Annotated in this window: 26 protein-coding genes; 22 read left to right on the top strand and 4 right to left on the bottom strand. The window is 59.6% G+C overall.

The window, feature by feature from the left end; translation table 11 throughout:
* Positions 1–22 precede the first annotated feature (22 nt).
* The 20 genes from RDL66_RS02325 to nucS all read left to right on the top strand — a co-directional run bounded on the left by RDL66_RS02325 (position 23) and on the right by nucS (position 20,314).
* Positions 23–895 (top strand): peptide chain release factor N(5)-glutamine methyltransferase, encoded by an 873-nt coding sequence (locus RDL66_RS02325; protein ID WP_308534920.1) that lies wholly within the window; start codon positions 23–25, stop codon positions 893–895.
* 231 nt (positions 896–1,126) lie between these two features.
* Positions 1,127–3,190, top strand: a complete 2,064-nt coding sequence (locus RDL66_RS02320) for an efflux RND transporter periplasmic adaptor subunit (RefSeq protein WP_308534918.1) — start codon at positions 1,127–1,129, stop codon at positions 3,188–3,190.
* A complete protein-coding gene (locus RDL66_RS02315) occupies positions 3,183–3,998 on the top strand; it encodes an ABC transporter ATP-binding protein (protein ID WP_308534917.1) in 816 nt (271 codons plus the stop codon). The genes RDL66_RS02320 and RDL66_RS02315 overlap by 8 nt, the downstream gene beginning before the upstream one ends.
* The gene (locus RDL66_RS02310; protein WP_308534916.1) at positions 3,995–5,365 is read left to right on the top strand and encodes an ABC transporter permease; all 1,371 of its coding nucleotides are present in this window, start codon (positions 3,995–3,997) and stop codon (positions 5,363–5,365) included. The genes RDL66_RS02315 and RDL66_RS02310 overlap by 4 nt, the downstream gene beginning before the upstream one ends.
* Positions 5,366–5,518: 153 nt before the next feature.
* Positions 5,519–7,057, top strand: a complete 1,539-nt coding sequence (locus RDL66_RS02305; RefSeq protein ID WP_308534915.1) for an ATP-binding protein — start codon at positions 5,519–5,521, stop codon at positions 7,055–7,057.
* A gap of 127 nt (positions 7,058–7,184) precedes the next feature.
* A complete protein-coding gene (locus tag RDL66_RS02300; RefSeq protein ID WP_308534913.1) occupies positions 7,185–7,673 on the top strand; it encodes a response regulator in 489 nt (162 codons plus the stop codon).
* A 192-nt stretch (positions 7,674–7,865) separates the two neighbouring features.
* Positions 7,866–9,308 carry a DASS family sodium-coupled anion symporter gene (locus RDL66_RS02295; RefSeq protein WP_374042899.1) on the top strand — a complete coding sequence of 481 codons (1,443 nt, stop codon included), beginning with the start codon at positions 7,866–7,868 and terminating at the stop codon, positions 9,306–9,308.
* Positions 9,309–9,404: 96 nt separating this feature from the next.
* Complete coding sequence (locus tag RDL66_RS02290) at positions 9,405–10,052, top strand: L-threonylcarbamoyladenylate synthase (RefSeq protein WP_308534909.1); 648 nt, start codon at positions 9,405–9,407, stop codon at positions 10,050–10,052.
* Between the two features lie 128 nt (positions 10,053–10,180).
* The gene (locus RDL66_RS02285; RefSeq protein WP_308534907.1) at positions 10,181–11,365 is read left to right on the top strand and encodes an MraY family glycosyltransferase; all 1,185 of its coding nucleotides are present in this window, start codon (positions 10,181–10,183) and stop codon (positions 11,363–11,365) included.
* Positions 11,362–11,865, top strand: a complete 504-nt coding sequence (locus tag RDL66_RS02280) for a hypothetical protein (protein ID WP_308534905.1) — start codon at positions 11,362–11,364, stop codon at positions 11,863–11,865. Before RDL66_RS02285 ends, RDL66_RS02280 begins: the two co-directional genes overlap by 4 nt.
* A gap of 110 nt (positions 11,866–11,975) precedes the next feature.
* Positions 11,976–12,800: a F0F1 ATP synthase subunit A gene (gene atpB / locus RDL66_RS02275; RefSeq protein WP_308534903.1), complete on the top strand. Its 825-nt coding sequence runs from the start codon at positions 11,976–11,978 to the stop codon at positions 12,798–12,800.
* 61 nt (positions 12,801–12,861) lie between these two features.
* Complete coding sequence (gene atpE / locus RDL66_RS02270) at positions 12,862–13,077, top strand: ATP synthase F0 subunit C (protein ID WP_004007339.1); 216 nt, start codon at positions 12,862–12,864, stop codon at positions 13,075–13,077.
* Positions 13,078–13,086: 9 nt separating this feature from the next.
* On the top strand, positions 13,087–13,635 hold the full coding sequence (locus tag RDL66_RS02265; protein WP_297722535.1) for a F0F1 ATP synthase subunit B: 549 nt from the start codon (positions 13,087–13,089) through the stop codon (positions 13,633–13,635).
* 24 nt (positions 13,636–13,659) lie between these two features.
* On the top strand, positions 13,660–14,481 hold the full coding sequence (locus tag RDL66_RS02260) for a F0F1 ATP synthase subunit delta (RefSeq protein WP_308534899.1): 822 nt from the start codon (positions 13,660–13,662) through the stop codon (positions 14,479–14,481).
* A 62-nt stretch (positions 14,482–14,543) separates the two neighbouring features.
* On the top strand, positions 14,544–16,166 hold the full coding sequence (gene atpA, locus RDL66_RS02255) for a F0F1 ATP synthase subunit alpha (RefSeq protein WP_308534897.1): 1,623 nt from the start codon (positions 14,544–14,546) through the stop codon (positions 16,164–16,166).
* Positions 16,167–16,232: 66 nt separating this feature from the next.
* On the top strand, positions 16,233–17,165 hold the full coding sequence (locus tag RDL66_RS02250) for a F0F1 ATP synthase subunit gamma (protein ID WP_308534895.1): 933 nt from the start codon (positions 16,233–16,235) through the stop codon (positions 17,163–17,165).
* 33 nt (positions 17,166–17,198) lie between these two features.
* A complete protein-coding gene (gene atpD, locus RDL66_RS02245; RefSeq protein ID WP_308534894.1) occupies positions 17,199–18,644 on the top strand; it encodes a F0F1 ATP synthase subunit beta in 1,446 nt (481 codons plus the stop codon).
* 6 nt (positions 18,645–18,650) lie between these two features.
* Positions 18,651–18,959: a F0F1 ATP synthase subunit epsilon gene (locus RDL66_RS02240; RefSeq protein ID WP_297722520.1), complete on the top strand. Its 309-nt coding sequence runs from the start codon at positions 18,651–18,653 to the stop codon at positions 18,957–18,959.
* A gap of 188 nt (positions 18,960–19,147) precedes the next feature.
* A complete protein-coding gene (locus tag RDL66_RS02235; protein ID WP_308534893.1) occupies positions 19,148–19,585 on the top strand; it encodes a DUF2550 domain-containing protein in 438 nt (145 codons plus the stop codon).
* Between the two features lie 36 nt (positions 19,586–19,621).
* A complete protein-coding gene (nucS, locus tag RDL66_RS02230; protein WP_297722515.1) occupies positions 19,622–20,314 on the top strand; it encodes an endonuclease NucS in 693 nt (230 codons plus the stop codon).
* Positions 20,315–20,428: 114 nt separating this feature from the next.
* Here nucS and RDL66_RS02225 read toward each other — a convergent pair whose 3' ends face one another.
* Together RDL66_RS02225 and RDL66_RS02220 are read right to left on the bottom strand one after the other, a co-directional pair.
* Positions 20,429–20,731, bottom strand: a complete 303-nt coding sequence (locus RDL66_RS02225) for an ATP/GTP-binding protein (protein ID WP_297722513.1) — start codon at positions 20,729–20,731, stop codon at positions 20,429–20,431.
* An 11-nt stretch (positions 20,732–20,742) separates the two neighbouring features.
* The gene (locus RDL66_RS02220) at positions 20,743–22,029 is read right to left on the bottom strand and encodes an N-acetylglucosamine-6-phosphate deacetylase (protein WP_297722510.1); all 1,287 of its coding nucleotides are present in this window, start codon (positions 22,027–22,029) and stop codon (positions 20,743–20,745) included.
* Positions 22,030–22,203: 174 nt separating this feature from the next.
* Here RDL66_RS02220 and RDL66_RS02215 point away from each other — a divergent pair, with 174 nt between their 5' ends.
* The gene (locus RDL66_RS02215; RefSeq protein WP_308534892.1) at positions 22,204–22,980 is read left to right on the top strand and encodes an alpha/beta hydrolase; all 777 of its coding nucleotides are present in this window, start codon (positions 22,204–22,206) and stop codon (positions 22,978–22,980) included.
* 102 nt (positions 22,981–23,082) lie between these two features.
* Here RDL66_RS02215 and RDL66_RS02210 read toward each other — a convergent pair whose 3' ends face one another.
* Together RDL66_RS02210 and RDL66_RS02205 are read right to left on the bottom strand one after the other, a co-directional pair.
* Complete coding sequence (locus RDL66_RS02210; protein ID WP_308534891.1) at positions 23,083–24,069, bottom strand: hypothetical protein; 987 nt, start codon at positions 24,067–24,069, stop codon at positions 23,083–23,085.
* The gene (locus RDL66_RS02205) at positions 24,059–25,000 is read right to left on the bottom strand and encodes a hypothetical protein (protein WP_308534889.1); all 942 of its coding nucleotides are present in this window, start codon (positions 24,998–25,000) and stop codon (positions 24,059–24,061) included. The genes RDL66_RS02210 and RDL66_RS02205 overlap by 11 nt, the downstream gene beginning before the upstream one ends.
* 201 nt (positions 25,001–25,201) lie before the next feature.
* Between RDL66_RS02205 and RDL66_RS02200 the strand changes: the two genes are divergently transcribed.
* A complete protein-coding gene (locus tag RDL66_RS02200; RefSeq protein WP_297722499.1) occupies positions 25,202–26,533 on the top strand; it encodes a DivIVA domain-containing protein in 1,332 nt (443 codons plus the stop codon).
* The last annotated feature ends 23 nt before the right edge of the window (positions 26,534–26,556 follow it).

The following is a 26,556-nucleotide window of genomic DNA, read 5'->3' as shown; positions in this document are numbered from 1 at the left end:
CTCAGACGGCGGAAGGAATCCCATGCAGATACCCCAGCAGGCGGCAGCGCGTTCGGCACTCAACGACGCGGCGTTCGTGTTGAGCGAGGCCGGAATCAACAATGCCCCCGGTGAGGCGCGCCTGCTGCTGGAGCACGTGTTGGGCCACCGGCCCGGCTACGGTGAGCGCTTGGACGGGGCGACTTGGCAGCGGTTCTTTGAGCTGGTCGGACAGCGCGCCACCCGCGTCCCGTTGCAGCACGTCATGGGGGTCATGTACTTTCGCCGCCTAACCCTGCACGCCCGTCCTGGAGTATTCGTGGTGCGTCCCGAGACGGAGTGGGTCGCCCAAGGGGCCATCGACGCGGCCGCGGATTGGGTGCGTCAAGGGGTGGCTCCGCGAGTGCTGGACCTCGGCTGCGGTTCGGGGGCGCTGGGGTTGTCTATCGCCTCCGAAGTTCCCGAGTCCGTTTTGACCTGCGTGGACGTGTCAGAAGCGGCGGTGGACCTGACGGCGGAGAACGCCCGGTTTACCGGGGTAGCGGCGCGAGTCCTGCACGCTGACGCGACCGACCCGCAAACGCTGCGCAACGCCCTTGTGCGCGCCGAAATCCTGCCAAAGTTCCACGTCATCGCCACCAACCCGCCCTACGTGGTCGACCCGGTGACCCAGCCTGAAGCGGCCCAGGACCCGCAGTTGGCGCTCTATGGAGGGGGGAGTGACGGCCTGGAGTGGCCGCGGGCGTTTTTGGCTGCCGCCGCCGCGGTTGCGACTCCGGGAGCCACCATCGTGATGGAACACGCCGAGTCGCAAGGCGAGGCCCTGGTGAAAGCGGCCCACGCGCTCGGTCTCAGAGACGCCCAAACCCGATGTGACCTGGCCGGTCGCCCCCGATTCTTACAAGCTGTAGCCTGACGACTCAGGGCTTGTCAGGGTTAAATCAGGGGTATCCCTGATGGCGGCCGGGCGGGGATCCAAGATAATGTGGGACTGTCTCCTCCTGGGGAGTGAGAGCGGCATATCCGGGGACCGGCAAAGTCTCCTACCTCGGACCGATTTTCCTGGATTTACCGCTTTCAGCAGAGCAACAGCGCCCTGGTGAGTTTATAGTTTTTCAAAAGAGATTTTGGATAATAAGGAGTATTTGTGAGCGACGAACCCGTGTTCACTCCCGTCGATGACCCGACCGTCACCCCCGCCGCCACAGTGGCGGGAGAGGGCTCGAAAAAGTCCGCGAAATCCCTGCTCAAGGGCAAGAAAAAGCTGAAACTCGGCAAGGGAAAAACGAGCAAGAAAAAGAAAATCATCATCGGGGTCAGCGCGGTGGCGGTCCTGGCGATTGCCGGGCTGGTCATTCCGGCAGTGATGGGTCTGGGTGCTCCCAAGTACGACCCGACTGCCGTTTACCGCGGGGACGTCGCCACCGTTACGAAAGACGACGTTATCAAGAGTCTCAACATGACCGGCACGCTGAAAAGCGCCAAGAGCATGACCTTGTTCTCCTCGCTGAACTCGAAAGTGCAGACGCTCAATGTAAAGGCGGGAGACCGCGTGAGCCAAGGCCAGCTGTTGGCGCAGTTGGACAGCTCTGAGGCCATGTCTCAGCTGTCCAGTCAGCAGTCCCAGCTGAACGAGAGTCGCATCACTCAGCAAAACAGCATTGACGAGGCCGCCCAAAACTACCAAAACGCGAAAAGTGCCTTGGATCAGGGCTTGAACCAGGATATTCGCGGGGCGCAAACCGCCCTGCACGAGGCGCAAAACGAATATGTGAAAGCGTCTCGCGCTTATGACCGGATGAAGAAAGACAAGGCCTCCGGTTCCCTTCCGGCGATTACTGAGAACGACGCTGCGTTGCGCAGCGCCCTGCAGGAATATGAGAACGCCAAGCTGAATGCTTCGCGGTTGGGCCTTGGCGTAAGCCAGGCCGAGAAAGAACGTGACATGGCTTCGGTTGATGCCGTTGCGGCGGGGGCTGATTTACAGCAGTTGCAGCAAGAATTGACCACGCTGAAAAATAAGACGTCGCGCACTGCCGACGAGGAAAACCGACTGAAGGAGTTGCCGGGTCTGATTGCTGAAGCCAAGGCTACCGCATTGTCAGCTGACGCAGCAACCAAGGCGGCCCAGGAGGCTCTGGATTCCGCTTACACTGAGAAAACCGCAGCCAATACTGCCGTAAGGCAGGCGTCGGAAAATTTGGCGATGGCGCGGCGTCGCTACAAGTCAAACTTGCGTGCCATTGATGAGCAGTTAGCCGAAGCAGGCGAGGCGGTCGCCAAGGCCCAAACCGGCATATCTGACGCCAAAGTCGCCTTGGAATCCGCCAAAATCCATGCCGCCCAGGAAGTGAACTCAAATCTGCGGGCATTGCGGGCGGCGCAAGCCACTGCCGGCTCGGGCATGGCAGAAGGCCAGAGCGCCATCCAAAAGCTGCGGGCTGACATCAACTCGGCGCACGTGACGTCCCCGATGGCGGGCATCGTGACCTCGGTAACCGCCAAGGTCGGCGCCACGCCGGAGGGCTCCCTGATGACGGTGGAAGATGATCAGAATATGGTCATTGAAACCCAGATTAAAGAATCCGGGGTCTCCAAGCTCAGCGTGGGTAACCAGGTCACTTTTACCACTCCGGCCACCGGCGATAAAGAGTTCACGGGGACGGTGGCCTTTATCTCTCCGGCAGCCCTCGACCAGACCTCCGCACCCTCCGGTCCGGGTGCTGACCAAGGAAGCGGCAGCGGGGGTGGCAATGCCTCGGTCATGTTCCCGGTGCAGATTACGGTGACCGGTGGTTTGCAGGGCTTGCGCCTGGGCTCTACCGCTAAAGTCAAGGCGATTATCGCCGGGCAAAAGAACGTTTTGACCGTGCCGAAGGGTGCTTTGGTCGATGCGATGATTCCGCTTGACGGCAAGGATTCATCTTCCAACGAAGCTCCCGTTTCGGGAGGAATGATGGCGCCGGGGACGTCTGCTGATGATGGTCCGAAGTCCGTGCTGGTGATAGACAACCCCGACTCGGAACAGCCGAAGATTCGCGAAGTCCCGGTGGAAGTCCTGGTAGAAGGCAACGGCATGGCCGCAATCAAGGGTAAGGGCATCAAAGAGGGCACGACCGTGCTGGACAACGCCCTGAACTACCTCGACTTGGTCGGTGAAACTGGCCACTACGTTGACACTCCGCAGGTGATGGAGGGGACTGTTGAGTGACATTACGAGCCTGCCGGGGGTTTTCGCTGAGGGTCAGGCGGATTCACAAGCGTCGCCTCCCGCGCTTGCGCCGCAGGGTGCCGGTCAGTCGGGGGAGGCGAAGGGGCAGCCGGTCATCCAGCTGAGTGACATCTATAAAGGATTCTTTCTAGGCACCGACCACGAGCTGACCGTACTGAAAGGCGTGAACCTGGCGATTTACCCGGGAGAGTTCGTCTCCATCGTGGGATCCTCCGGTTCGGGCAAATCCACCCTGATGAACATCATCGGCCTGCTGGACCGGCCGACTTCGGGCAGCTACCTGCTGGGAGACGTGGACATTTCCGAAGCTGACGACAACGAGACGGCGTTGATTCGCTCGCTGTCCATCGGGTTCGTGTTCCAAAATTTCAACCTGGTGGGACGTACCGACGCCTTGAAGAACGTGGAACTGCCGATGATGTATGCGGGAATCGGGCGGGTTCAACGCCGCGAGCGGGCGCTGAAACTGTTGGAACTGGTTGAAATGAGCGAACGAATCCATCATCAGCCCAGCGAGTTGTCCGGCGGGCAAAAGCAGCGGGTGGCGATTGCCCGGGCGATGGCTAATGACCCGGACATTATTTTGGCTGACGAGCCGACCGGAGCCTTGGACACGGCCACCGGTCACATGGTCATGGACCTGTTCCACCGGCTGCATCGTGAACAGGGCAAAACCATTGTTTTGATTACCCACAACCCGGAGCTGGCTGAGCAAACCCAGCGGATTTTCACCATGGTTGACGGCGTGTTGGGCGAGGGCGTAACCGCCCAAGGAGGTGCCCAATGACTTTCGGAGAAAACGTGCGCCTGGCTCTGGCGGGACTGTGGGCGAACAAGCTACGGGCCATTCTGACCCTGCTGGGCATCATCATCGGTATCGCCTCAGTGGTGACGATTCTCACCATTTCCCGCGGAGTGACCAGCGCGGTCACCGACTCGCTGGGTTCCCTGGGAGGTCAGGATATGTACCTCTCGGTCGATACCAAGGAAAACATCGCCAAAAACAAGGCTAATGAGGCTCAGCCTGGCACGGAAGCTGACGGCAGCACGACCGAGGAACCTAACGAAGATGACGAGGACATGTCCGGGGATAGCGATGCCGGCTCGGCTATTGCGGACAGTGAGGGCGACGACCAATACCTGACCCCGGAAATCCTGGACCAGATACGCGAAGAATTTTCTGACCAGATTAAAGGTATCAGCGTGCAAGGAATGGGAGGCTATGGCACCGCTACGGGCACGGGCGGAGACGAGGATGCGGACGTGCAAACCACCAACCAGGATTTCCTGATTGGATCCAACATGGAAATGGTTGCCGGCCGCGGTTTTGATGCCAGTGAAATCGAAAGCGCCGACACGGTGGCAGTCATTTCTGATACCCTGGCGAAAAAACTTTTCGGGGGAGCGGCGCAAAACGCCGTGGGCCAGAGCTTCGAGTTTAACAGCGACGAATCCCAACTGACGTTTCAAGTCATCGGGGTCGCCCGGCAGGTACAAATGAAAGGGGCTGCTAACGCGCTCTTAAGCGTAGGCGGAGGGGCGAGTGGAACGACCTTTTATATTCCCTACACTCTGGAAGAGGAAGTCACCGGTACCAAGGAGCCGGGGTTTAGCTGGGCAACCGTGCGCCCGATTCCCGGCACCGATGCGAAAGCCTTGAAACGCAATCTGCAGGAGTTCTTAGATAAAGCCTGGGCTGACTCAGATTACGGCGTCTCGATTGATTCCATGGACTCGATGATGGATGAGATTAAGAAAGTCTTTTCCACTATCGCTATGGGACTGTCGGTTATCGCGGGGCTGAGTTTGCTGGTCGGAGGCATCGGGGTGATGAACATCATGCTGGTGTCGGTCACCGAACGTACCCGAGAGATAGGTATTCGCAAGGCTCTGGGGGCGACCCAGTGGAATATCCGGTTGCAGTTCCTGGTCGAGGCCATGATGGTGTGTCTGCTGGGAGGGCTTCTCGGCGTGGCCCTGGGAGGTCTAGCCGGATACCTGGGGTCCAACGCGATGGGCAATCCCGCTATCCCGCCCTTGGGTGGGGTGCTGTTCTCGCTGGCTTTCTCGCTGGGTATCGGGATTTTCTTCGGCTACTATCCGGCGTCCAAAGCCGCCAAACTCGACCCCATCGAGGCTCTGCGCTACGAGTAGTCCGGAAGTGTGACGTCCCTGTCTAAAAACTATTTTTATGCCTCGGTGTGCCATATATGGCACACCGAGCCAGATTAATAGGATTAACACCCGAAAATATCCTTGGCTCGCAAACTTACCCGTGCGCCAGCAAAATTCCGGCATGATAGTGGCATGTACGAAAGACGCTTTGTTTTTGACCTCGAACAAGACGATGAGGAAATCATCGCCGAAATCGTGCGCCGCGCCGAGACTATCTTGGGACCCCAGGAGCGGATAACGTTCCCGGTGGGGGCACACCTGACCGAGGAAGGCCAGCCGGTTCGCAGCATTATCCTGGCGCTATCCGGCAGTATCGCCCTGGAACGCTCCTCGGCGAGCGGGGACCTGCTGATGCACCACGCTTCGACCGGGCGCATCATCGGGATGCTGTCCTCCGGGGAGGAAATCGGGGCGTTCTTTACCGCCGTGGTGACCGAGGAAGTCGTGGGGGTCAGCCTCACTCTCGACGAAATGAACAAGATAATTGCCGGGGATTCCCGGGTATCGCTACTGGTAGCAGCCTTGTTCATGCGCACTTACGATCGCCGGCTGCGTCGCGCGGAAAATCTGCACCTAGAGTCGGCGGTGATGGCCGACCAGCTGGCGCTACAGCGGACGAACCTGGCGAAAGCCTTGGACAAGCTGCGCGAAACTCGCGAGGAAATGGCTGCACAAGCCCGGTTTGCCTCGCTTGGCGAGCTGGCGGCGGGAGTGGCCCACGAACTGAATAATCCGGTGGCGGCGATTCGCCGCGCCGCGGATTACATTCACGAGGACATGCGGATGCTGCTGTCGACCTGTCCCGATGTAACGTGGCGGAACCTGGCCCTGGAATCCCTGGAAAATGCCGAGGAAGCCCCGTTCTTGTCCACCAAGGAAACGCGGGCGCGCAAACGTGAACTGTTGGAAATCCTGGGAGACGCGACCCTGGTGGAACGCCTGTCCGTGGCGGGAGTCTACAGCACTGACCTGGCCCGCAACCTCGCCAGAGACATGAAAGCCAACCCGGACACGGACCTGGGGGCGTTGGAACAGGCGGCCGCCATCGGCACCAGTCTGCGCAACCTGCGCACCGCCTCGGGACGCATCATTGACCTGGTAGCCTCGCTGCGCTCTTATGCCCGACCTGACGGGGATCCGGTACAAAACGTAGACGTCAACTCAGGGCTGCAAGACACACTGCGCCTGCTGTCCCACCGCTTGGACAAAATCGCGGTAAACGTGGAATATGGTGAACTGCCGCGGATTTCTTGTCACCCCGGCCAGCTCGACGAAGTGTGGACAAATCTGATTACGAACGCGGTAGAGGCCATGTCCGGCGAGGCTTCGGCCGCCAGCGATGCGGTCGGCAAACGCCCCACGGATCGAGCCGAACTGGCGGGAATGATTGGGCAGCTCAACATCGAAACGAAAGCCCGTGGCGACCAAATCGTGGTGACGTTCCGCGACACCGGACCGGGCATTGCCCCTGATGTCATCGAACACATTTTCCAGCCGCATTTCTCTACCAAAGGCGGCGAAGTGAGGTTCGGAATGGGCATTGGCCTGGGGCTATGTCGCTCGATTGTGGAAAACCACGGCGGAACCATCCGGCTGGAAAACGTCACGAACCCAACGGGCACCCTGGCTACCGTAGAGTTGCCGACGACCGGGACCCCAGTCTCGCTTTAGGGTCACAAGCCAAGCCGGGCGGGTTCGCGCGGCCGGCCGGTTTTCGGTTGCTGACGTTTTCCGGCAAATTTGTCCAAACCCCGCGACGGGGTGAAAGAATAGAAAAATCCCCAATGAAGGAGAAACCATGAAACTCGCCATCCTAATCCTCGAAGACGAACCGGAAGTTCGTGCCGCTGTAACCCGTGACCTGCTGGGATTCGCGGACACTTTGCGCATCGAACCGGCGGAGGATGTGCCTGACGCTTGGGAGGTCATCGATGAGATTTCCAACGATGGCGATGCCCTGGCTCTGGCACTGTGCGACCATCGGCTGCCCGGCACAACCGGCATCGAGTTCATGGGCCAGATGATGTCCGACGAACGCACCCAGCTGACCCGCAAAGTCCTGGTGACCGGCCAGGCTGACCTGGCTGACACCGTGCGCGCGGTGAACGAAGCCGGGCTTGATCAGTACGTGGCGAAACCCTGGAAGCCCGAGGAACTCCAAGACGTGGTGCGCACTATGCTGACCGATTATGTGGAACTGGCGGGGATTGACCCGGTGCCCTATCTCTCGGCGCTGGATCCGGCGCGGGCGATGGAGCTGACCAAGGGGCTCAGCCGCCCGGACTAACCGGTTGCCGGCACGTGGCATCGAACAGCGAGGAACAAAGGGGCAGGGTCAGTGAGTAATCCAGACAATCCGCAATCCGAAAACGCTATCGAACCGTCCGATGCGGCGGGCCGGGAACGCAACGAACCGGCGGCAACTCAGTCCCCGTCTCGTGCCGCCGTCCCAAAACCCGTGAAACGTCCCATCCGCACTTTGCGACCCAAACCCCCCTCCAACGTTAAGAAAACCGCCCCGCTGGGCTTGAAAGAAAAGATTGGCCTGGTGCTCGGGGCCATCGTGTTCTTCGTTCCGCTGCTGGTTGACATCCCGAACCTGGGCGAGCCGGGCGAACGGATGCTGGCGATTTTCCTGCTAGCTATCGTGTTTTGGATTACCGAGCCGATTCCCCTGACCGCCACCGCGGTGCTGGTCATTGGGCTGGAAGTGCTCCTCGTGTCAACTGGGTCGCCCTTTGACCCCACCGGTGGTGACCCGTCGCAAGCGGAACATGTCGCCAAGTATTCGGAATACTTCGCGACCCTGGCCCACCCGACAATTATCCTCTTCATGGGTGGTTTTATGATTGCGGAAGGCGCTGAAAAGTTTTCCCTGGACCGCAACCTGGCGGCGGTGATGCTCAAACCTTTCCCGGAAAAGGCGCGTCTGACGACCTTGGGACTCATGCTGATTACCGCTATGCTGTCCATGTTTATGTCCAACACCGCCACGACTGCCACCATGTTTACCGTGGTTATCCCCATTTTGGCGGCGCTGCCAAAGGGCCGGGCGCGAGCTGGTGTGGCACTGTCGATTCCCCTAGCCGCCAACGTGGGCGGTATCGGCACCCCGGTCGGCACCCCGCCCAACGCCATTGCAGTCGGCGCCCTAGCCGCCCAGGGCATTCACGTGTCTTTCGGCCAGTGGATGCTGATGGCGGTGCCGTTTATGCTGGTCGTGCTGTTTTTGTCGTGGCTGTTCCTCAGTGCCGTGTTTATCCCGCGCGATGCCGTGATCCACATTGAAATGACCTCTAAGTGGAACAAAACCCCGAAAGCCGTACTGTTCTATATCATCGCCGGATCCACGATTTTGCTATGGATGACCGAGAGCCTGCACGGGATTTCCTCCAACGTGGTCGGGTTCCTGCCCGTCGTGGCTTTGCTGTGTCTCAAAGTCATGAGCGGCGAGGACATCAAGAGCATCGACTGGCCGGTGCTGTGGCTGGTGGCGGGCGGTATCGCGATGGGCGAGGGCATCGGAAACACCGGCCTGGACAAGTTCTTGGTCAACTCCGTGCCGTGGAATTCCCTGGGGGCGGTGCTGATTGTGGCACTGCTCGGTTTCGTCGGTTTCGCGATCGCCAACGTCATCTCCCACTCGGCCTCCGCGAACCTGCTGGTGCCGCTGGCTGTTTCTTTGGCTGTGTCCCTAGGCGATTCGGTCGATACGGTCACGGTCGCCTGCGCGGTAGCCATCGCCTGCTCGCTAGGCATGTCGCTGCCCATCTCGACCCCGCCGAACGCCATTGCTTATGCTACCGGGGAAATCTCGGTGAAACAGATGGCTTTGCTGGGTATGGTGGTCGGAACCGCCGCCACTTTGACGCTGGTGTTCGCGCTGCCGCAGCTGTGGGCGCTCATGGGGTTTGTCGGCTAAGGAGCGCCCCGACTGGTCCTGTTTCGCAAACGCGGTCACAAGCGCGGTGGGGCCGGGCCTGCCGGTTGAGCCAGCGCGGGTACTAACATTAGCTCTATGAAGATTGTTGATGCCCTGACCGGGCCGATTACCTCTACTGACCTGGCGGCGATTGACGCAGCGGTGAAACGCGATGAGCTGCTGGTCATGCCTACCGATACGGTTTATGGAATAGCCTCGGTGCCGTTTGCCCCCGCGGCGGTGGAGCGTCTGCAACAGGCCAAAGGTCGGGGGGAGGATTTTCCCCCGCCGGTGTTGGTTTCCGGTCCGGCAGCGCTGGATGAATTGATGGCTCCGGCGACTCAGACGGGCGAGAGCCAGGGCCGCGCGGCGCGTGTGCTCGCACAGCGCTTTTGGCCCGGTGCCCTGACTATTATTGTGACTGCGAACCCGGCTCTGGGCTGGGATTTGGGACAAACCCACGGGACTATCGCCTTGCGCCAGCCCGACCACCCCCGTGCCCTCGAAATTCTGGGCTATACCGGTCCTCTGGCGGTCACCTCCGCCAACCTGCATACCCGGCCTCCCGCCACCGATATTGCCGCCGCCACCCAATATTTTGGGCAACGTGTCAGTGTTTATGTCGATGCCGGCCCCTCGCCCTCCGGGCATCCGTCCACCATCATCACCTTGACAGAGGGCTCCCCGCGCTTGATCCGCCAGGGTGATATACCCCTGTCTGACATCCTCGCGGCTCTGGCTTGAGGCCTCGTGCGGTTATACAGGGGGATATGGGCAGCAGCTGCCAATAATGGCAGCTGCTGCCCATATCCCACCCTATATTCACATCGGAGCAAAATAACTCGCCACTAACCGGATAAACTAAAGCCCGTATGAAGTTTTACCTGTTGATATTCCTGGTCGCGGCCGCGGTGACGTACCTCACGGTCCCGCTGGTGCGCCAGTTTGCCCTGGCAACAGGCACTTTAGCTCCGGTGCGGGAACGTGACGTCCACGAATTTCCTACCCCGCGTCTGGGCGGGGTAGCGATGGGTGCGGGTTTCCTCGCGGCACTGGCCATCGCCTCACACACGCCATTCTTGGCCGATGCCGCCAGCTTTCATAACATCAAAGGTTTGGCCGTGGGTGTTGTCCTGATTGTGATCTTGGGGGTCATCGATGACATCTGGGACTTGGATTGGTACACGAAACTGGCGGGCCAAATCTTGGTGGCGGGATTGATGTCTTGGTTGGGTATCCAGCTAACCTCTTTCCCGATTTTCGGCCTTACCATCGGCTCATCTCGCCTGTCTTTGCTGGTCACAGTGCTGGTAGTGGTGGCTGCCATCAACGCGGTGAACTTCGTGGACGGCTTGGATGGTTTAGCTTCCGGCATGATGGCCATCAGCGCGACCGGCCTGTTCATCTATTCCTACACGCTGTCGCGCACGCTGGGTGCTGCGTCCTACGCCTCTTTGGCCTCAACGGTGGCGGCGGCTCTGGCCGGAATCTGCCTGGGATTCTTGGCACACAACTTTTCTCCCGCCTCCATATTCATGGGCGATACCGGAGCCATGCTGCTGGGTTTACTGACGGTGGCCTCCGCCATCATCGTCACCGGCCAAATCGACCCGGCTGTCGTCTATTTCCGCCAGGCTTTTCCGTCTTTCCTGCCCATAGTTTTGCCCCTAGCGGTGCTGGCGATACCCATTATTGACATGGTCGCCGCGGTCATTCGTCGGTTGTATCATCACCAGTCTCCCTTCCAAGCCGATGCCGGTCACCTGCACCATCGCCTGTCCCATGCCGGACGTTCCCGAGTTCGCGCCGTACTGGTCATGTACCTGTGGACGGCGGTGTTTTCCCTGGGGGCGGCCTCGCTGACTTTGCTGCGGATGCGCTACGTGTTGGTGTTGATGCTGATAGCCTCCCTGCTGGCGATGGTGGCGACCATCGAGATTCTGCCCGCCTGGCGCGAAGGGGTGCGCCGCTGGTTTAATCCGAACTATCGCCAGCCCCACGGCCCGGAACACGCCCTTTACCGTGACTCTTCCCTTTCTGATAGCGTAAAGCCGTGAACGAAACGACTCCCCGACCTGAGCAATCCGTCGCTTTCCTCGCGGCCCCCTTGGGTCCCCGGACTCGCCGGGCGGTGAAGTTTTCTCTGACCGCGATTTCCCTAGCGGTGGTGGCGGTACTGCTGGTGGCGGCCGGGTTAACGGCGTGGCTGGAAGGGGTGGTGGGACTGCGTTCCGTAGGTTTATGCGCTGCGGTGGGGGCGGGTCTAGTGGCGGTGACGTTTGCCACCCACCTGTTCACCTTGAATCACCCTGACTTGATGATGGCGGGCATGGGCGCAGATTTTGTCCTGAAAATCATAGTCATTTTGCTGGCCTTGGGGGTGGCGCGAAAGCTGCCGGGCCTGGATGCGGAAACAATTTTTTTCACCCTGCTGGCCATGATTTTGGTCCAAGCTATCGTCTTTCCGGTGGCGCTGACCAAAGCGCAAGTGCCCTTGTTAGACCCAGCTTCTCCGCCCACGCAACCGGAATCCGCAGGGGAAAATCCAACGCAGTAGTGAAAATTTGCGTTTTTTCACCTCCGCCAGTTTTCACCCGTGTCAATCGCGCTTGAATTTCATGATAACGTTGTTAGGCGAACTCATGATTTAGGACTCAAAGGAGAACAATGGGAGTGCAGTTGACGCTCATGTCGGCATTGATGCCGAATTTGGTTCCCGCTACAGATGACTCGTTCCATGCCCCCACCATTATGGACTTGTTCCCCCCGGTCGTTGCTTTCGCTGGAACTCCTTTTGCCATTGACCGTGTCATGATGATTCGTCTCATCATGACGCTGCTGCTGGTGCTGTGCTTGGTGCTGTACGCCACGCGGGCTAAGCTCATCCCGGGGCGCGCCCAGTACGTGATGGAGTTCGGGTTCAAATTCTGCCAGGAAAACATTGCTGAGGAAGTCATCGGCAAGGAAATCGGGCGCAAATACACGCCCATCGTGACTTCCGTATTCTTCTCGGTTTTGTTCATGAACATTGCGGGTATTATTCCCGGCTTTAACCTGGCTGGTTCCGCGAAACCGGGCTTCCCGCTACTGTTAGCGGTGTTTGCCTGGTTTGTTTTCATTTACGCCGGAATTCGAGAGACCGGTGTGGGTCACTTCTTCAAGTCCTCCCTGTTCCCGCCGGGGGTGCCGTGGCCGCTGTACATCCTGCTGACCCCGATTGAGGCCATCTCGACCTTCATCATTCGTCCGTTCACCCTGTTCGTCCGTTTGTTGGCCAACATGATTGCCGGCCACTTCTTGCTGGCTTTGACCCTGAGCGCCACGAACTATTTCCTCTTTGCGCATCTCTCGGCGCTGTCCCCGATAGGGATTCTGACTTTTGCGGCAGCTTTCGCGTTTACCCTGTTCGAAATCCTGGTGGCTTTCCTGCAGGCATACATTTTCGCGATTCTGACCGCGGTGTATGTGAACCTCTCCGTACACGCACATTAGAAAAACAATAGGCTTCTCACGCCAACCGGCATGAGAATAACAACAAATAAGGAAAGAAAACATGACTGGAAGTGCACTTGTTCTCGCAACCATCGGCTATGGTCTGGCCGCCATTGGCCCTGGCATTGGCTTGGGCATTCTGATTGGTCACACTCAGGACGCTATTGCCCGTCAGCCGGAACTGTCCGGAAAGCTCACCACTAACATGTTCATCGGTATCGCCTTCGTCGAAGCCTTGGCTTTGATTGGTTTGGTAACGGGCTTCCTGTTCCGGTAAGGAGCACGTATGTTAGGCACTTTGGTATCACTAGCGGCTGAGGCGGGCGAGAACCCGAACCCTCTGCTGCCGGCGACTTACGACATTGTTTGGTCGGCAGTTATCTTCTTGGTCATTTTGATCATGATTGTGAAGGTGGCTTTGCCGAAGTACAGCGGGTTGGTGCAGGAACGCGCCGACAAGCTCCAGGAGGGCTTGGACGCTACGGCTAAGGCACAGGCTGACTCGCAGGCCGCGGCACAGCGGATTGAATCCGAACTGCGCGACGCGAAAGCTGAAGCTGCGCAAATCCGCAACAAGGCCAACGCGCAAGCTGAGGACATTGTGTCCCGCGCTACCGAACGCGCTGATCAAGAAGCCAAGCGCATCATCGAGCAGGCTCAGCGCCAGATTGCTGCTGAGCGGGCCGCGGCGGAAGCCTCCCTGCGTCAGGACGTGGGCGACTTGGCTACCCAGCTCGCGGAAAAGATTGTGGGCGAACAGCTGAAAGATGAAGCCCTGAGCTCGCGCGTCGTGGATCGGTTCCTCGACGAACTCGAAGCTCAGCCGGTGGCTTAAGGATAGAGAAGGTAAGGGAAGTCAATGAGAGCCTCGTCGGTAAGGACCTTGGCCGCTATGGTCATGGCCGTCGATAAGACCCTGGGGAAAGCCACTACCAAGACTGGCCCCGCGGTCGCCGAGGAATACTTTGCCCTGTCTGAACTGCTGGAAAACAACGTCCGCTTGGCCCGCAACCTGTCCGACCCGGCGCGTACCGCCCCGGACAAGCAAGAACTGGTCCGCACCATCTTGGGTTCGAAACTTTCTGAGCCGGCTCTGGCGGGAGTGTTGGAACTCGCCGCCGGTCGCTGGTCCAGCGAGCATGACCTGCAGGAAGCCTGCCGGTTGCTGGCAAACCACGTGTTGCTGAAAACCGCCCAGGACAATGGCCAGCTAGAGGACGTCGAACGCGACATCTTCGCCATGAGCCAGGTGGTCGCCAAGAACCGCGATTTGCGTAACTTCTTGACTGACAATCATCGTGCCCCCCTGGACCAGCGTCTCGAGACTTTCAACTCCCTGGTTGGCAAGGAGGTCAAGCCCCTGGCGTTGCGCTTGGTCAACGCGGTGATTGCGAAAGCGGCGCCCGGCCGTCTCGCGGCTGACCTGCGGGCTTTGCTGGATTCAGCAGCGCGGATGCGTCAGCGGAGGATGGCTACGGTTTACACCGCCACGCCGCTGAGTGAAACCCAGCACTCCCGGCTCATTCAGTTGCTGTCTGACCGCAGCGGCGAACAGGTTGAGGTCAACGTAGTGGTAGACCCGAACCTGGTGGGCGGCATAAAGATTGTGCAGGGCGACACGGTGATGGATGGCGCGGTGAAGTCCCGCGCCGAGCAGTTCCGGCGCAAGCTGGCAAGCTAAAACGAAACGAAAATATGACCGATAGGGCAAGGCCCTATGGAACGACAACAGAAGGAATGCTGATGGCTGAGCTATCAATAAGTCCCCAGGACATTAAGAGCGCCCTGGACAAGTTTGTGGATGCGTATGAACCATCCGCCGCGACCGCGGAGGAAATCGGCTACGTGACCGAAACTGCTGACGGCATTGCCCATATCGAGGGCTTGCCCGGCACTATGGCCAACGAGCTGCTGCGCTTCCAAGACGGCACCCTGGGTCTGGCAATGAACCTGGATGAGCGTGAGATTGGCGCTATCGTCCTGGGTGATTTCACGGGGATTGAGGAAGGTCAAGAGGTCTACCGCACGGGTGACGTGCTCTCCGTGCCGGTGGGCGATGGTTACCTGGGCCGCGTGGTTGACCCGCTGGGCAACCCGATTGACGGCCTGGGTGAAATCAAGGACTTGGGCGAGCGTCGTGCTCTGGAATTGCAGGCTCCCGGCGTGATGATGCGCCGTTCCGTGTTTGAGCCACTCCAGACCGGCCTGAAAGCCATCGATTCGATGATTCCGATTGGTCGTGGCCAGCGTGAGCTGATTATTGGCGACCGCCAGACCGGCAAGACCGCTATCGCCATTGACACGATTTTGAACCAGCGCGACAACTGGAAGTCCGGCGACCCCAACAAGCAGGTGCGTTGCATCTACGTGGCGGTCGGTCAAAAAGGCTCCACGATTGCCTCGGTAAAGGGCGCGCTGGAAGACGCCGGCGCGATGGAGTTCACCACCATCGTGGCTTCCCCCGCTTCGGACGCGGCCGGGTTCAAGTACCTGGCTCCCTACACCGGTTCGGCCATTGGTCAGCACTGGATGTACCAGGGCAAGCACGTGTTGATTGTGTTTGATGACCTGTCCAAGCAGGCCGAGGCCTACCGTGCGGTGTCGCTGTTGCTGCGCCGTCCGCCGGGGCGTGAAGCTTACCCTGGTGACGTTTTCTACCTGCACTCTCGCTTGCTGGAACGCTGCGCGAAGCTGTCTGATGATTTGGGCGGCGGTTCGATGACCGGTCTGCCGATTATCGAAACTAAGGCGAACGACGTGTCGGCCTACATTCCAACCAACGTCATCTCCATCACCGACGGCCAAATCTTCCTGCAGTCCGACCTGTTCAACGCGAACCAGCGTCCGGCCGTGGACGTGGGCATTTCGGTGTCCCGTGTGGGCGGCGACGCTCAGATTAAGGCCATGAAGAAGGTCGCCGGTACGTTGAAGCTAACCTTGGCTCAGTACCGTTCGATGGCGGCTTTCGCCATGCTGGCTTCTGACCTGGATGCCACGACCCGCAAGCAGCTGACTCGCGGCGAGAGGCTGATGGAACTGTTGAAACAGCCCCAGTACACGCCTTATCCCGTTGAAGAACAGGTGTGCTCCATCTGGGCTGGCACCAACGGTTACCTCGACGACATCGCCACCGACAAGGTACTGCAGTTTGAAAAGGACTGGTTGGATTACCTGCGCAACGAAGGCAGCATCCTCAACGAAATCAGGGAAAAGGGCGCTTGGCCCGATGAACTGGTGGCGCGTTTGGAAACTGCCGTCAAGGATTTCCGCAAGTCTTACGACTTGGTCCCTCAGGCTGACTTGAATGCCATTGAGGGCGAAGCCGAGGCTGAGCAGTCCGAGGAACAAATCGTTAAGCAGCGCTAAGGCGCTCGTGCCAGCGCTGTTGGCCAGCACCGAAAGTAACCGAACAGAACGTAAGGGAAGGGCAAAGTGTCAGGTTCGCAAAGGGCTCTCAAGCAGAGAATCAAGTCTACTGAGACTCTGCAAAAGATTTTCCGTGCCATGGAGATGATTGCGGCCTCCCGGGTCGGCAAGGCTCGAGCCGGGGCGGAATCCATCACCACTTATGACTCGGCCATCGCGGCAGCAGTTGCAGCCGTGTCCGCCCACGCCAAAATCGATCATCCGCTGATTACGGAACGCACCGACACCAACCGCGTGGCGGTTTTGGCGGTCACCTCTGACCGTGGCATGGCCGGTGCTTATTCCGCGTCCATCTTGCGGGAAACCGAGCGTTTGCTGGAGCGTTTGCGTGACGAAGGCAAAGACCCGGTGGTTTACGTTTCGGGTCGCCGCGGCCTGTCCTACTTCAACTTCCGCGGTACGGAAGTGCGCCGGGCGTGGACCGGGGATTCGGACAAGCCCAGCGAGGAACGCACCATGGAAATCGCCAAGACGCTCTTGGCGGCGTTCCTGAAGTCGCCCGAAGAGGGCGGAGTGTGTGAGCTGTACATGGTTTACACCAAGTTCCGTTCGATGGTTTCCCAAGTGCCTCAGGTGCGCAAGATGCTGCCGATTAAGGTCATTGACCCCGACGAAGCTATTCAGATTGATGGCATGGGTCTGAGTGAAGTGGACGACAAGTCCGTCATGCCACTGTACGACTTTGAGCCCAGTGCTGAGGAAGTGCTGCAAACCGTCATGCCGCTGTATGTCGAGTCGCGGATTCGCACCGCCCTGCTGCACGCCGCCGCCGCCGAGCTCGCCAGCCGTCAAAACGCTATGCACGCCGCGACCGATAATGCGTCCAACTTGATTAACACCCTGACTTTGGACATGAACAAGGCTCGTCAGGCCGACATCACCACCGAGATTACGGAAATCGTGTCCGGTGCTGACGCGCTCCAAGATTCTAAGAAATAACCGATTACCAACCGCCGATTAGAGGAAACGAAAATGAGTGAGAAAACCCCAGGAACCGGTCGTATCTCCCGGGTTATTGGCCCGGTTGTGGACGTGGAGTTCCCCCCGGATCAACTGCCTGATATGTACAACGCTTTGACCGTGGAATACACGGGCATGGGCAGCACCGAAGCCGGCCAGATGCAGACCATGACGATGGAGGTGGCTCAGCACTTGGGCGACAACATTGTCCGGTCCATCGCCCTGAAGCCTACTGACGGTTTGGTGCGCGGGGCCAAGGTCGTGGACACCGGCTCCCCGATTACGGTGCCGGTGGGAGACATCACCAAGGGTCACGTCTTTAACGTGATTGGCGACTGCCTGAACCTGAAAGAGGGCGAAACCCTGGACGTCAAGGAGCGTTGGTCCATCCACCGCAACCCTCCGGCCTTCGACAAGCTGGAATCCAAGACGCAAATGTTCGAGACCGGCATCAAGGTCATTGACCTGCTGACCCCTTACGTGCAGGGCGGCAAGATTGGCCTGTTCGGCGGCGCTGGTGTGGGCAAGACCGTGTTGATTCAAGAGATGATTCAGCGTGTGGCGCAGGACCACGGCGGTGTGTCCGTGTTCGCCGGCGTGGGCGAACGTACTCGTGAGGGTAACGACTTGATTCACGAGATGGCTGACGCGGGCGTGTTGGACAAGACCGCGATGGTGTTCGGACAGATGGACGAGCCGCCGGGGACCCGTCTGCGCGTGGCACTGTCCGGTTTGACGATGGCGGAATACTTCCGTGACGTCCAGAACCAAGACGTGCTGCTGTTTATCGACAACATTTTCCGTTTCACCCAGGCCGGCTCCGAGGTGTCCACCCTGCTGGGCCGGATGCCTTCCGCCGTGGGCTACCAGCCGAACCTGGCTGATGAAATGGGCCAGCTCCAGGAGCGCATTACTTCCGCGGGTGGTCACTCGATTACTTCGCTGCAGGCCATCTACGTGCCAGCGGACGACTACACCGACCCGGCCCCGGCGACGACCTTCGCCCACCTGGACGCGACCACGAACCTGTCTCGTGACATTGCGTCCCGCGGTCTGTACCCGGCAGTAGACCCGCTGGCCTCCACCTCGCGTATTCTCGACCCGCGCTATGTCGGCAAGGAACACTACGAGGTCGCGACCCAGGTCAAACAGATTCTGCAAAAGAACAAGGAACTGCAAGACATCATCGCCATTCTCGGTGTGGACGAACTGTCCGAAGAGGACAAGGTCACCGTGGCGCGCGCGCGTCGTATCGAACAGTTCCTGTCCCAAAACACCTATATGGCAGAGAAGTTCACCGGTGTGCCCGGTTCGACCGTGCCGATGAGCGAAACCATTGAGGCGTTCAAGCGGATTTGCGAAGGCAAGTACGACCACATTCCCGAACAGGCGTTCTTTAACATCGGCGGTATCGAGGATCTCGAAGAGGCCTGGGCGAAACTGCAAAAGGATATGTGATAAACCATGGCAGACACGCTGAAAGTTGCGGTGGTAGACCGCTCGCGCACCCTGTATCAGGGAGAAGCGTCCCAGGTCATCATGCCTGCCGCAGACGGCGACCTGGGGGTTCTGCCGGGTCACCAGCCGTTACTGGTCGTGCTACGTGCCGGCCAGGTGCGCGTCGACGCGCCGGATTCGACCGGAAAAGCGGGTTCGCATAACTTTCCGGTTGAGGCAGGGTTTGCCTCGGTAGACAATGACACCGTAACCGTGGTGCTGGAACGCGATTTGTCTGCTGGAACGGCAAACCAGGCTCCCGAGCCGGAGAGCTAAAATAAACAACTTACGCGAATCAGACCGATTGGGATATGATTTCCCATAAGGCTATTCACCTTCCCCAGGGGTTTGCTTGGGGGTGGCAGTGGCGGGTTCGTCCCTAGGGGCGCCCGCCATTGACAGATTAACCTGAGATTCAGGCTCGAATGCTGCGGCTTTATGGCGTGAGGAGGGACATCATGGGCATGGCAACCAGTTATATACTTACCGGTCTGCTCCTGGTGCTGTTCCTGATTTGCGCGCTGGCGATTTACTTCCTGGCGCGCTTGCGGTTTAAAGCCCAAAATAACGGCTCATTTAATGTGGCCTTGCGGGCTAACGCTACCGATCCGTGGCGAGCCGGAGTGTGCCATTATTCCGAGGATTTTCTGAAGTGGTATCGGGTTATTTCCCTGCGTTGGGGCTCGAATCGCCGTTGGGAACGGGCGGACTTTGAGATTTTGGAGTCCGCGGTAGACACGGAACCGGACTCAGACTTTACCCTGGCTATTTTGCATTGCCGCGCGCCGCGTCAGGGTTTTTCCGAGCCGGATGATTTTTGGTTGGCGATGGATGAACATGATTATTCCGGCCTGGTCAGCTGGAAAGAATCCTCCCCGCCGCGCACCCAGGTGGTTTACTGAGTTTCTTGGATCGCGCGCTTCGGCTAGGCTAGCTGTATGCGCCTAGTCATAGCGGATTGTGAAGTCAATTATTCGGGACGTTTGGACGCGCATTTGGCCGCGGCGAAACGGCTGTTGATGGTGAAAGCCGACGGTTCAGTGCTGATTCACAGTGACGGCGGTTCCTACAAGCCCCTGAATTGGATGAGTCCGCCCTGCCAGCTACACATTGAGCTGGAAGATTCCAGCGCCCCCAAAGGCCCGCAAACGTGGCGGGTCCAGGCCAAATCCGGCGACGCCCTGCTGATTAACATTACAGAGGTCTATGAAGATGTCGTGTGCGATTTGGGGGTCGATCCGGGACTGGAAAAGGACGGGGTCGAGGCGCATCTGCAACAGTTGCTGGCTGACCAGGTCGCGCTGCGGTTGGGGGAGGGCTGGACTTTGGTGCGTCGGGAATGGCCCACTCCCATTGGTCCGGTTGACCTGCTGGTTCGTGATGCACAAGGGCGTCCGGTCGCGGTGGAGGTGAAACGTCGCGGCGAAATTGATGGGGTCGAGCAGTTGACTCGCTACCTGGATTTGCTGGGTCGGCAAGCCGAGCTGGAGGGCATTACCGGGATTTTTGCTGCCCAAGAGATTAAACCTCAGGCTCGCACCCTGGCCACTGACCGCGGGATTCGCTGTGTCGTGCTGGATTACGATGAGATGCGCGGCTTGGATTTTGACGCCGAGAATCGGCTGTTCTAAAACCCGTAAAAATCCCCCTGAACCGCGGTTTTACCCCGAAAGACGACCCGAAAACGCCGCGTACCCCGCTTGTGCCGCCTATCGGCCTGGTGCCGTCAACACCACGGGAACTGACTAAAATCCTCCGGTGGTACCGGATTCCCAGCAGTAGGTGTGCCAGTGGCGGCGCGCCGCCACCCCAGTGTCCACTCCAAAAGGAGCGCTCAGCGGCCAGGCCACGATATGTGGGGTATTGGATTCTACGGCGTGCCCACAACCGGGACAGACATAGGATTTCTGAGCCCCGCCGCCGGTCAGACGCTGGACGTGGTATTCCCGCCCAGCGCGCGTCACGACCCGCGGGACGCTGGTGAGGCGCTGCATGTCCAAGGGGCGATAGGGTTGGCCGCGCCGCTTGGATTTTCGCTGACTGGGCACTGCTAATCCGGTTAATTCTTAGGTACGGAAGCCACCAGGGTGCCGCGGCGATAGACCGAAAGCGGATAGAGGTTCTCGTCCGTGACCAGCAAGTCTGCGCGTTTGCCCGCGGTGATTTCGCCGATGTTGGTCTGACCCAAAATGCGGGCTCCCTGCACCGAAGCACAGTACACCGCATCGCTCAGCGGAATCCCCGCGCCTTTCCAGGCTCGGCGCACGATGTCTACCAGGTGCAAGTTGGGTTCAGCCTCGGTGGAGCCGGGCTCGTCAGAAGGCATTCCCGTGGCGGCGGTAGCGTTGCTAACAAACACCACCGAGTCGCGTCCGACCAGTTCAAACACGTTACGCACCGCGCTGAAATCCACGTGTTCCCCGTCCGCAATCAACTCCAGAATGCAACCGCCCCCGGCCGCATCCGCCAGCAGTTCCAATATCGGTCCGGGGTTGCGATGGTGGAAAGGCTGCATCCCGTTAAAGAAATGCGTCACAATGTAGCGGGGGCAACGCAGCTTATCCGAGGGGGTCAGCCCCAGTTTTTCCCGTGTCCAGGCCGCGGCTCCGCGAATCATCTCGGCGGAGGCGACCGTGTGTCCAAAAGCGGGAACCGCCCCGTTTTCAATCAAAACTTCCGCCACAGAACCCGAACCGATGGCGCGTTTGCCTTCCGGAGCCAGCGTCATCGACACCGTGTGCCCGCGGGTGGTAATCATCAACTCGCGGGTCAGGGCCGGGTTCGGGGGCTGGACCTGTGCGAAATCTTGTGTCCCCAGGACGGCACGAGCTCGTTCCTCGCGTTCCTGGGCGGTGAGCCCTTCCCCGGGAAAGGAATCAGCGGGGGAGTCTCCGGGCAGCATCCCCGTCACGCCCAAACGTCCCGACGCCAGGAACGGCCCTTCAAAGTGAATCCCGTCCAGTTCGCCCGCGTCACACAAATCGGCCAGCATCTGGCCCTGTCGGCGCAGGTCCTCCGGGGAGGCTGTCGAGAGCGAACCGACCAGGGTGGTGGTGCCGTGAACACGGTGTTCCCACACGGCGGTCATCATGGCTTCTACCGTGTCGGCAGCGGGGAAAGAGCTGCCTCCACCCCCGTGGCAGTGCGTATCGACTAGGCCCGGCAAAATGTAGCGTCCGTCAGTCGGAGAAGGAGCGGCCACGACCTCGGCGCCGTAACCTGCCGCCTGGGCCTGGGGCGCCTCGCCCATCCACACTATGGATTCCCCGTCAATAATGACGGCCCCATCAACGATTATGGAAGAGGGCGTGACGATGCGTCCGCGTACTGCAAAAGGTTCACTCATGTTCCGATTATCGCATTTTTGCTCTGTTTCAAAGTAATTTTTTCCCTCCCCAGTCCTGGCGGTCGCCGGTTCAGTCACGCCCGGTTCGCGGGGCTGGACCGATGTGGGTGGTGCCAGGCGGGCAAAACCGTTCGGGTTTACCCGGTATTAGAGGAAATCCTTTAAGATAAAACCATGCTGAACATGATTGCCCGCGACATTATCCCCGGCCCGATTGGTCCTACGATGGTGCTGCTTCACGCTTTTCCGATGGATCACCGGATGTGGCTGCCGACCGCGGACCGTTTGGGCGGGGTGCCGCTGCTGATGGTGGATGCCCCCGGATTCGGCCAAACTCCGCCGATGATGGACACTCCTTCGTTGGACGCATTTGCGGATGAAATCGTGGCGAACCTGGGCAAGTTCGGCATTGAGCGCATCATTCCGGTGGGTAATTCGCTGGGTGGCTATGTGGCGCTGACCATTTTGGAGCGTCACCCTGATGTCGTGGCTGGTCTGGGCTTGATTGGGACCCGGGCGGACGCGGATACGGTCAGCGAAAAAGCCGACCGTTTTGAAAATCTCATCACCATGCTGGCCGGGAACCGCGCGAGCCTGTTGACCCCCCAGATTGAATCCCAGTTCACCGCCTCGACTCGCCGAGCGCGCCCCGAGGTCGTCTCTCAGGCGGTGCAATGGTCCGAGGAAGCCTCCAACGAGGGAATTTCTTGGGCGCAGCGGGTGATGGCGGCTCGCCCGGACCGAATGGAGCTGCTGGAAAACTTTGACAAGCCGGTCTTGGTCATGCGCGGCGAGGAGGACCCGGTCGTTTCCCCCGAGCGTGCTGCCGCGATGGCTCAGGCCGCCCACACTGAAGTCGTCGAGGTTCACGAAACCTCGCACCTGGTGCCGATTGAAAATCCCGGGGCCGTTTCGCGCCGTCTAATGGCGCTCTACCCCCAGTGCATGTAAGCCGCACCCAAACACACTAACCTGCGGCAACACCCTTGTGAACGCGCACGGAAACGTCATCAAACGTTGCCGCAACGCCCTTGTGAACGCGACCGCAACGCCCTAGTCCGCGCTCATCGCCGTGACGGCATCGGAGGCGCCCAAGACCGTAATCTTCCGGTTTTTGCTGGCTTTGTCCGGCAAGTTGAACAACGCCACCACCGTGTGGGTTTCCGTCAAGGTCGAGGCCGCGGTGTTTTTCCCGGTGTGGGCCTGAGCCAGGGCAGAGAGCTGGAGTTTCCGGGGAGACTTCATGGTCACATCGTAGTTGAGGGTCGCCATGACCAGCGCTCCGCCGTCGGTGGTGCCCAGGGCGATACAGCCGTCAGCGCCGGGTCGCGCGGCCATCGTGACTTCCAAACCGCGACTTTGCTGAGAGAGAGTGGCATAGTCCGTGCGCCGCTGGGCAAAAGTCGCTGCTAAGGAATCGTTCTCGGTTTCAAAAACGTCTTTGGCGCTGTTCGGGTCGTTCAGGTAGTCGGCGTAAGTTTTCGCCAAGGCTCTGGGCGCTACCACGAAATCTTTGGAATCCGCGGGGGGGCGGGGCGAGCCGACTTCCGGCTTGAAAGTCGCGGGGAAACTCGCTTTGGGGAACAGTTTCGTGTAGCCCCACAGCGCGTAGTTGGCGCGCGGCGAGGACTGGACGAAACCGAAGACGTACAGCGGTTGGCCTTCGACCGAAGGTGAAACCGTGTAGGCGTAGCGCGGCCAGTCCGAGGCCTGCTGAACCACTGCTACCTGCGGATTCGCCAGTGGTAGGGCGCCTAGGTTGGCGCCGCGGGTCGTGTTGGTCATCAGGTATTCCCCGTTGCGCATGGCCATAGCCGGGTTCATAAAACGGCTGGCCAGCTGCTGCCAGTCACGAGCGCCGTCCCCGGCTTGGGCGGCAGCATTCGCCTCGGTGGTGACCTTCGTGATGCGCTGCTGGTCAAGGGCGGGCGGTTCGTTACCGGCATTGGGGGAGGTCACAAGGGTGGGGGTGTAGGCACAAGCGCTCAGGGCCAGCGCGGTTGCGGTGCCAGCCAGGAGGGTCGTCAGCTTATTCGTCATGGGTGTCCTCCGTCTCTGCGTCTTTCAGGTCCTCGTTTTTCTCACTGTGCCGCGACTTTCTGCCTTTTCGGGTCTGGCTCTCGGCTTCCTCCGCCATCCGCAGGGAGCGGCGCGTGGGATGAACTGCCGGAATGACGCCGGTATCCGCGGGGGCGTCGCCGGTGACCGCGGAAGTGACCTGACTGGCGAGCTGGCGTGCCTGATCCTTTTCCAAAGTTTCCAAACGTTTGGCACGCGAACGCCGTTCGGACAGCACCAGCAGGGTCAGATAAGTCGCGATGGCTCCCGCGGCGATAATCCCCACGATTACCAGCAAAATCGCCGAGATATTGGAGGGTTCGTGCTTCAGCTTCCACTTCAGCTCCAGCTGCGGTCCGGCCGCTTTAGCCGGGGCGTTCACCACGAATGCGACCGCGCTCCAGCGATTGTCACTGAGTTGCCAGTTCAGGGAGGCGTGACCGGTGCCGCGGGCGCTCTGTTTCCAAATATCCAAGGACGTCAGGTCCGCTGCGTCCGCCTGGGCGGGGGCGGCGAGGTGCTGCAAACCGTCCGGCGAAGTTTGTTCGCCAGGAGCAGAATTAGTTTTTTTCGCCTTGATGCTCCGAGAAGTCAGTTTGCCATCGGCTTTGAAACCGGTCAGTTCCAGGTGATTGACGGACTTGGCGAAAGCCATGGCGTCCGAGGTCAGGGCGATTCCTAAAAAGACTTCCTGCTTTGCCGGGCCGGTGGCACGAATCGTGACCTTTTCCCCGGTGGACTCCAACAGATTTTCTCCCGTCAACACCACCGCCGACTTGGTTGGTTCACTGTGAAACGCCACGTTAGCGCTGGGACGCAGGAAAGTCAGGCGAGACACCCCAATGAATGCCGCCAAAAGCGAGACAACCAGCAGGGCAATGCTGAGATAGCGGGCGGTGCGATTCGTTGACATGGGTCTCCTTGAAAATTTTGGAACCGACTACCTTTTAACTTTAGCGAGAATGGCGGCTCGCAGCGACTTAGCCATGTCATAAAGGTTCGTGTAAATGGTTAATCCTAGAATTTTTCGTTATAGACTTAGGGTATCGTTATACTAAGTTTGGCGGGGCAGGTTAATTTGCCCGTTGGTTGACGTCTTTAGGAGGACTCACAAGTGACCGAAGAGCAGACAGATTTTCCAATCGTGATGCGCGGGTACGACCGCGTTCAGGTTGACCTGCAGATTCAAACTTTAATGACGGCTTTAGCTGAAGCACGCCGCGAGGTGGAAACCCTCGACGCGCGTAATGCCACCCTAGCTGGGGATTTGGGCGAAGCTCAGCGCCGTCTAAAGGAAAGCGACAAGTCGAGTTATACCGGCTTGGGCGAGCGCATCGAACAGCTGTTGCGTTCGGCTGAGGAACAGTCCACCACCGTTATTAATAAGGCGAACGCTGACGCGGAATCCCTGCTGGAAAAGACTCGTTCTAACACGCAGCGCCTGACCCAGCGCGCCGAAGCCGAAGCGGCTTCCATGCTGGCTGAGGCTCGCCGTGAAGCGGAGGAACGCACCACTCAGGCGGAAACCGAAGCGGAAACCGTGCTCACCAACGCTCAGCACCGCGCTGATGAACTGGTCGCCGCGGCGGAACGTGAAGCGGCGTCCTTGCGCGCTGAAGTGAACACCCAGGTCAACGACCTGCGCGCCACTGCTGACCGCGAAACCGAGTTGCAGCGCGCTCAAGCTGAAAAGGACTACGTAGAAGCCCGAGTTAAGGCTGAACAGGAAACCACGGCTTTGCGTAACGAAGCGGCGACTGAGATTCAAGAGCTGCGTGAAACCGCTACTGCCGAGGCCACCCAGGTGCGCGAACAGGCTCAGCAAATGGCTGAAAAGTTGCTGGCGGAAACCCGCGCCGAAGCCGACAAGATTATCTCTAACGCTCGCGCCGAAGCCGAACGTCTGCGTGCCGAATCTGAACAGGCTCGCCAGGACACCGAAACTGAGATTGCCTCCGCGCGTGCGGCCGCTCGTGAAGCTGACGCGCAGGCGCACGAACAGGCTCGCGCCGAGACCTCCGCGATGGTTGCCACTGCGAAGGCTCAGGTCGCTGACGCTGAGAAGCACCTCGGTGAAACCCTGCAACGTGCCGAACGTCTGTTGACCGATACCGATGCCGTGGTGCGCCGCCGTCAAGAGGACGCCCGCCGCACCGCCGAGGCCACCATCTCGGCTGCGGAAGTCGAAGCGCAGCAGCTGCGCGAAGCGGCTCGTGCCGAAGCTCAAGCCGAACGTGCCGCGGCACAGCGCACGGTCGAAAAGCTGGAACGTCAGCGCGAATCTGTGGCGGCCTACCTCGACGAGATGCGTGGCCTGTTGGGGTCTCGCGCTGCCGATGCCATCTCTGGTTTGCAGGCTCTGCAAGAGGACGAGGAAACCCGCGAGCCGGTCGAGTTGCCGGCCGACGTGGACGCTTACGCCCTGCCGGAAGATGCCAGCGAATAAACTTTTTTCATGACACCCCCAAG

The organism is uncultured Mobiluncus sp., from assembly GCF_902488535.1.
Lineage (GTDB): Bacteria > Actinomycetota > Actinomycetes > Actinomycetales > Actinomycetaceae > Mobiluncus.
This window is presented reverse-complemented; position numbering and strand designations above follow the sequence as displayed.

Coding starts and splice junctions, on each gene's coding strand:
- RDL66_RS02325 (WP_308534920.1), top strand. CDS start 23: ATGCAGATACCCCAGCAGGCGGCAGCGCGTTCGGCACTCAACGACGCG.
- RDL66_RS02310 (WP_308534916.1), top strand. CDS start 3,995: ATGACTTTCGGAGAAAACGTGCGCCTGGCTCTGGCGGGACTGTGGGCG.
- RDL66_RS02305 (WP_308534915.1), top strand. CDS start 5,519: ATGTACGAAAGACGCTTTGTTTTTGACCTCGAACAAGACGATGAGGAA.
- RDL66_RS02300 (WP_308534913.1), top strand. CDS start 7,185: ATGAAACTCGCCATCCTAATCCTCGAAGACGAACCGGAAGTTCGTGCC.
- RDL66_RS02290 (WP_308534909.1), top strand. CDS start 9,405: ATGAAGATTGTTGATGCCCTGACCGGGCCGATTACCTCTACTGACCTG.
- RDL66_RS02285 (WP_308534907.1), top strand. CDS start 10,181: ATGAAGTTTTACCTGTTGATATTCCTGGTCGCGGCCGCGGTGACGTAC.
- atpB (WP_308534903.1), top strand. CDS start 11,976: ATGGGAGTGCAGTTGACGCTCATGTCGGCATTGATGCCGAATTTGGTT.
- atpE (WP_004007339.1), top strand. CDS start 12,862: ATGACTGGAAGTGCACTTGTTCTCGCAACCATCGGCTATGGTCTGGCC.
- RDL66_RS02265 (WP_297722535.1), top strand. CDS start 13,087: ATGTTAGGCACTTTGGTATCACTAGCGGCTGAGGCGGGCGAGAACCCG.
- RDL66_RS02260 (WP_308534899.1), top strand. CDS start 13,660: ATGAGAGCCTCGTCGGTAAGGACCTTGGCCGCTATGGTCATGGCCGTC.
- atpA (WP_308534897.1), top strand. CDS start 14,544: ATGGCTGAGCTATCAATAAGTCCCCAGGACATTAAGAGCGCCCTGGAC.
- atpD (WP_308534894.1), top strand. CDS start 17,199: ATGAGTGAGAAAACCCCAGGAACCGGTCGTATCTCCCGGGTTATTGGC.
- RDL66_RS02240 (WP_297722520.1), top strand. CDS start 18,651: ATGGCAGACACGCTGAAAGTTGCGGTGGTAGACCGCTCGCGCACCCTG.
- RDL66_RS02235 (WP_308534893.1), top strand. CDS start 19,148: ATGGCAACCAGTTATATACTTACCGGTCTGCTCCTGGTGCTGTTCCTG.
- nucS (WP_297722515.1), top strand. CDS start 19,622: ATGCGCCTAGTCATAGCGGATTGTGAAGTCAATTATTCGGGACGTTTG.
- RDL66_RS02220 (WP_297722510.1), bottom strand. CDS start 22,029: ATGAGTGAACCTTTTGCAGTACGCGGACGCATCGTCACGCCCTCTTCC.
- RDL66_RS02215 (WP_308534892.1), top strand. CDS start 22,204: ATGCTGAACATGATTGCCCGCGACATTATCCCCGGCCCGATTGGTCCT.
- RDL66_RS02210 (WP_308534891.1), bottom strand. CDS start 24,069: ATGACGAATAAGCTGACGACCCTCCTGGCTGGCACCGCAACCGCGCTG.
- RDL66_RS02205 (WP_308534889.1), bottom strand. CDS start 25,000: ATGTCAACGAATCGCACCGCCCGCTATCTCAGCATTGCCCTGCTGGTT.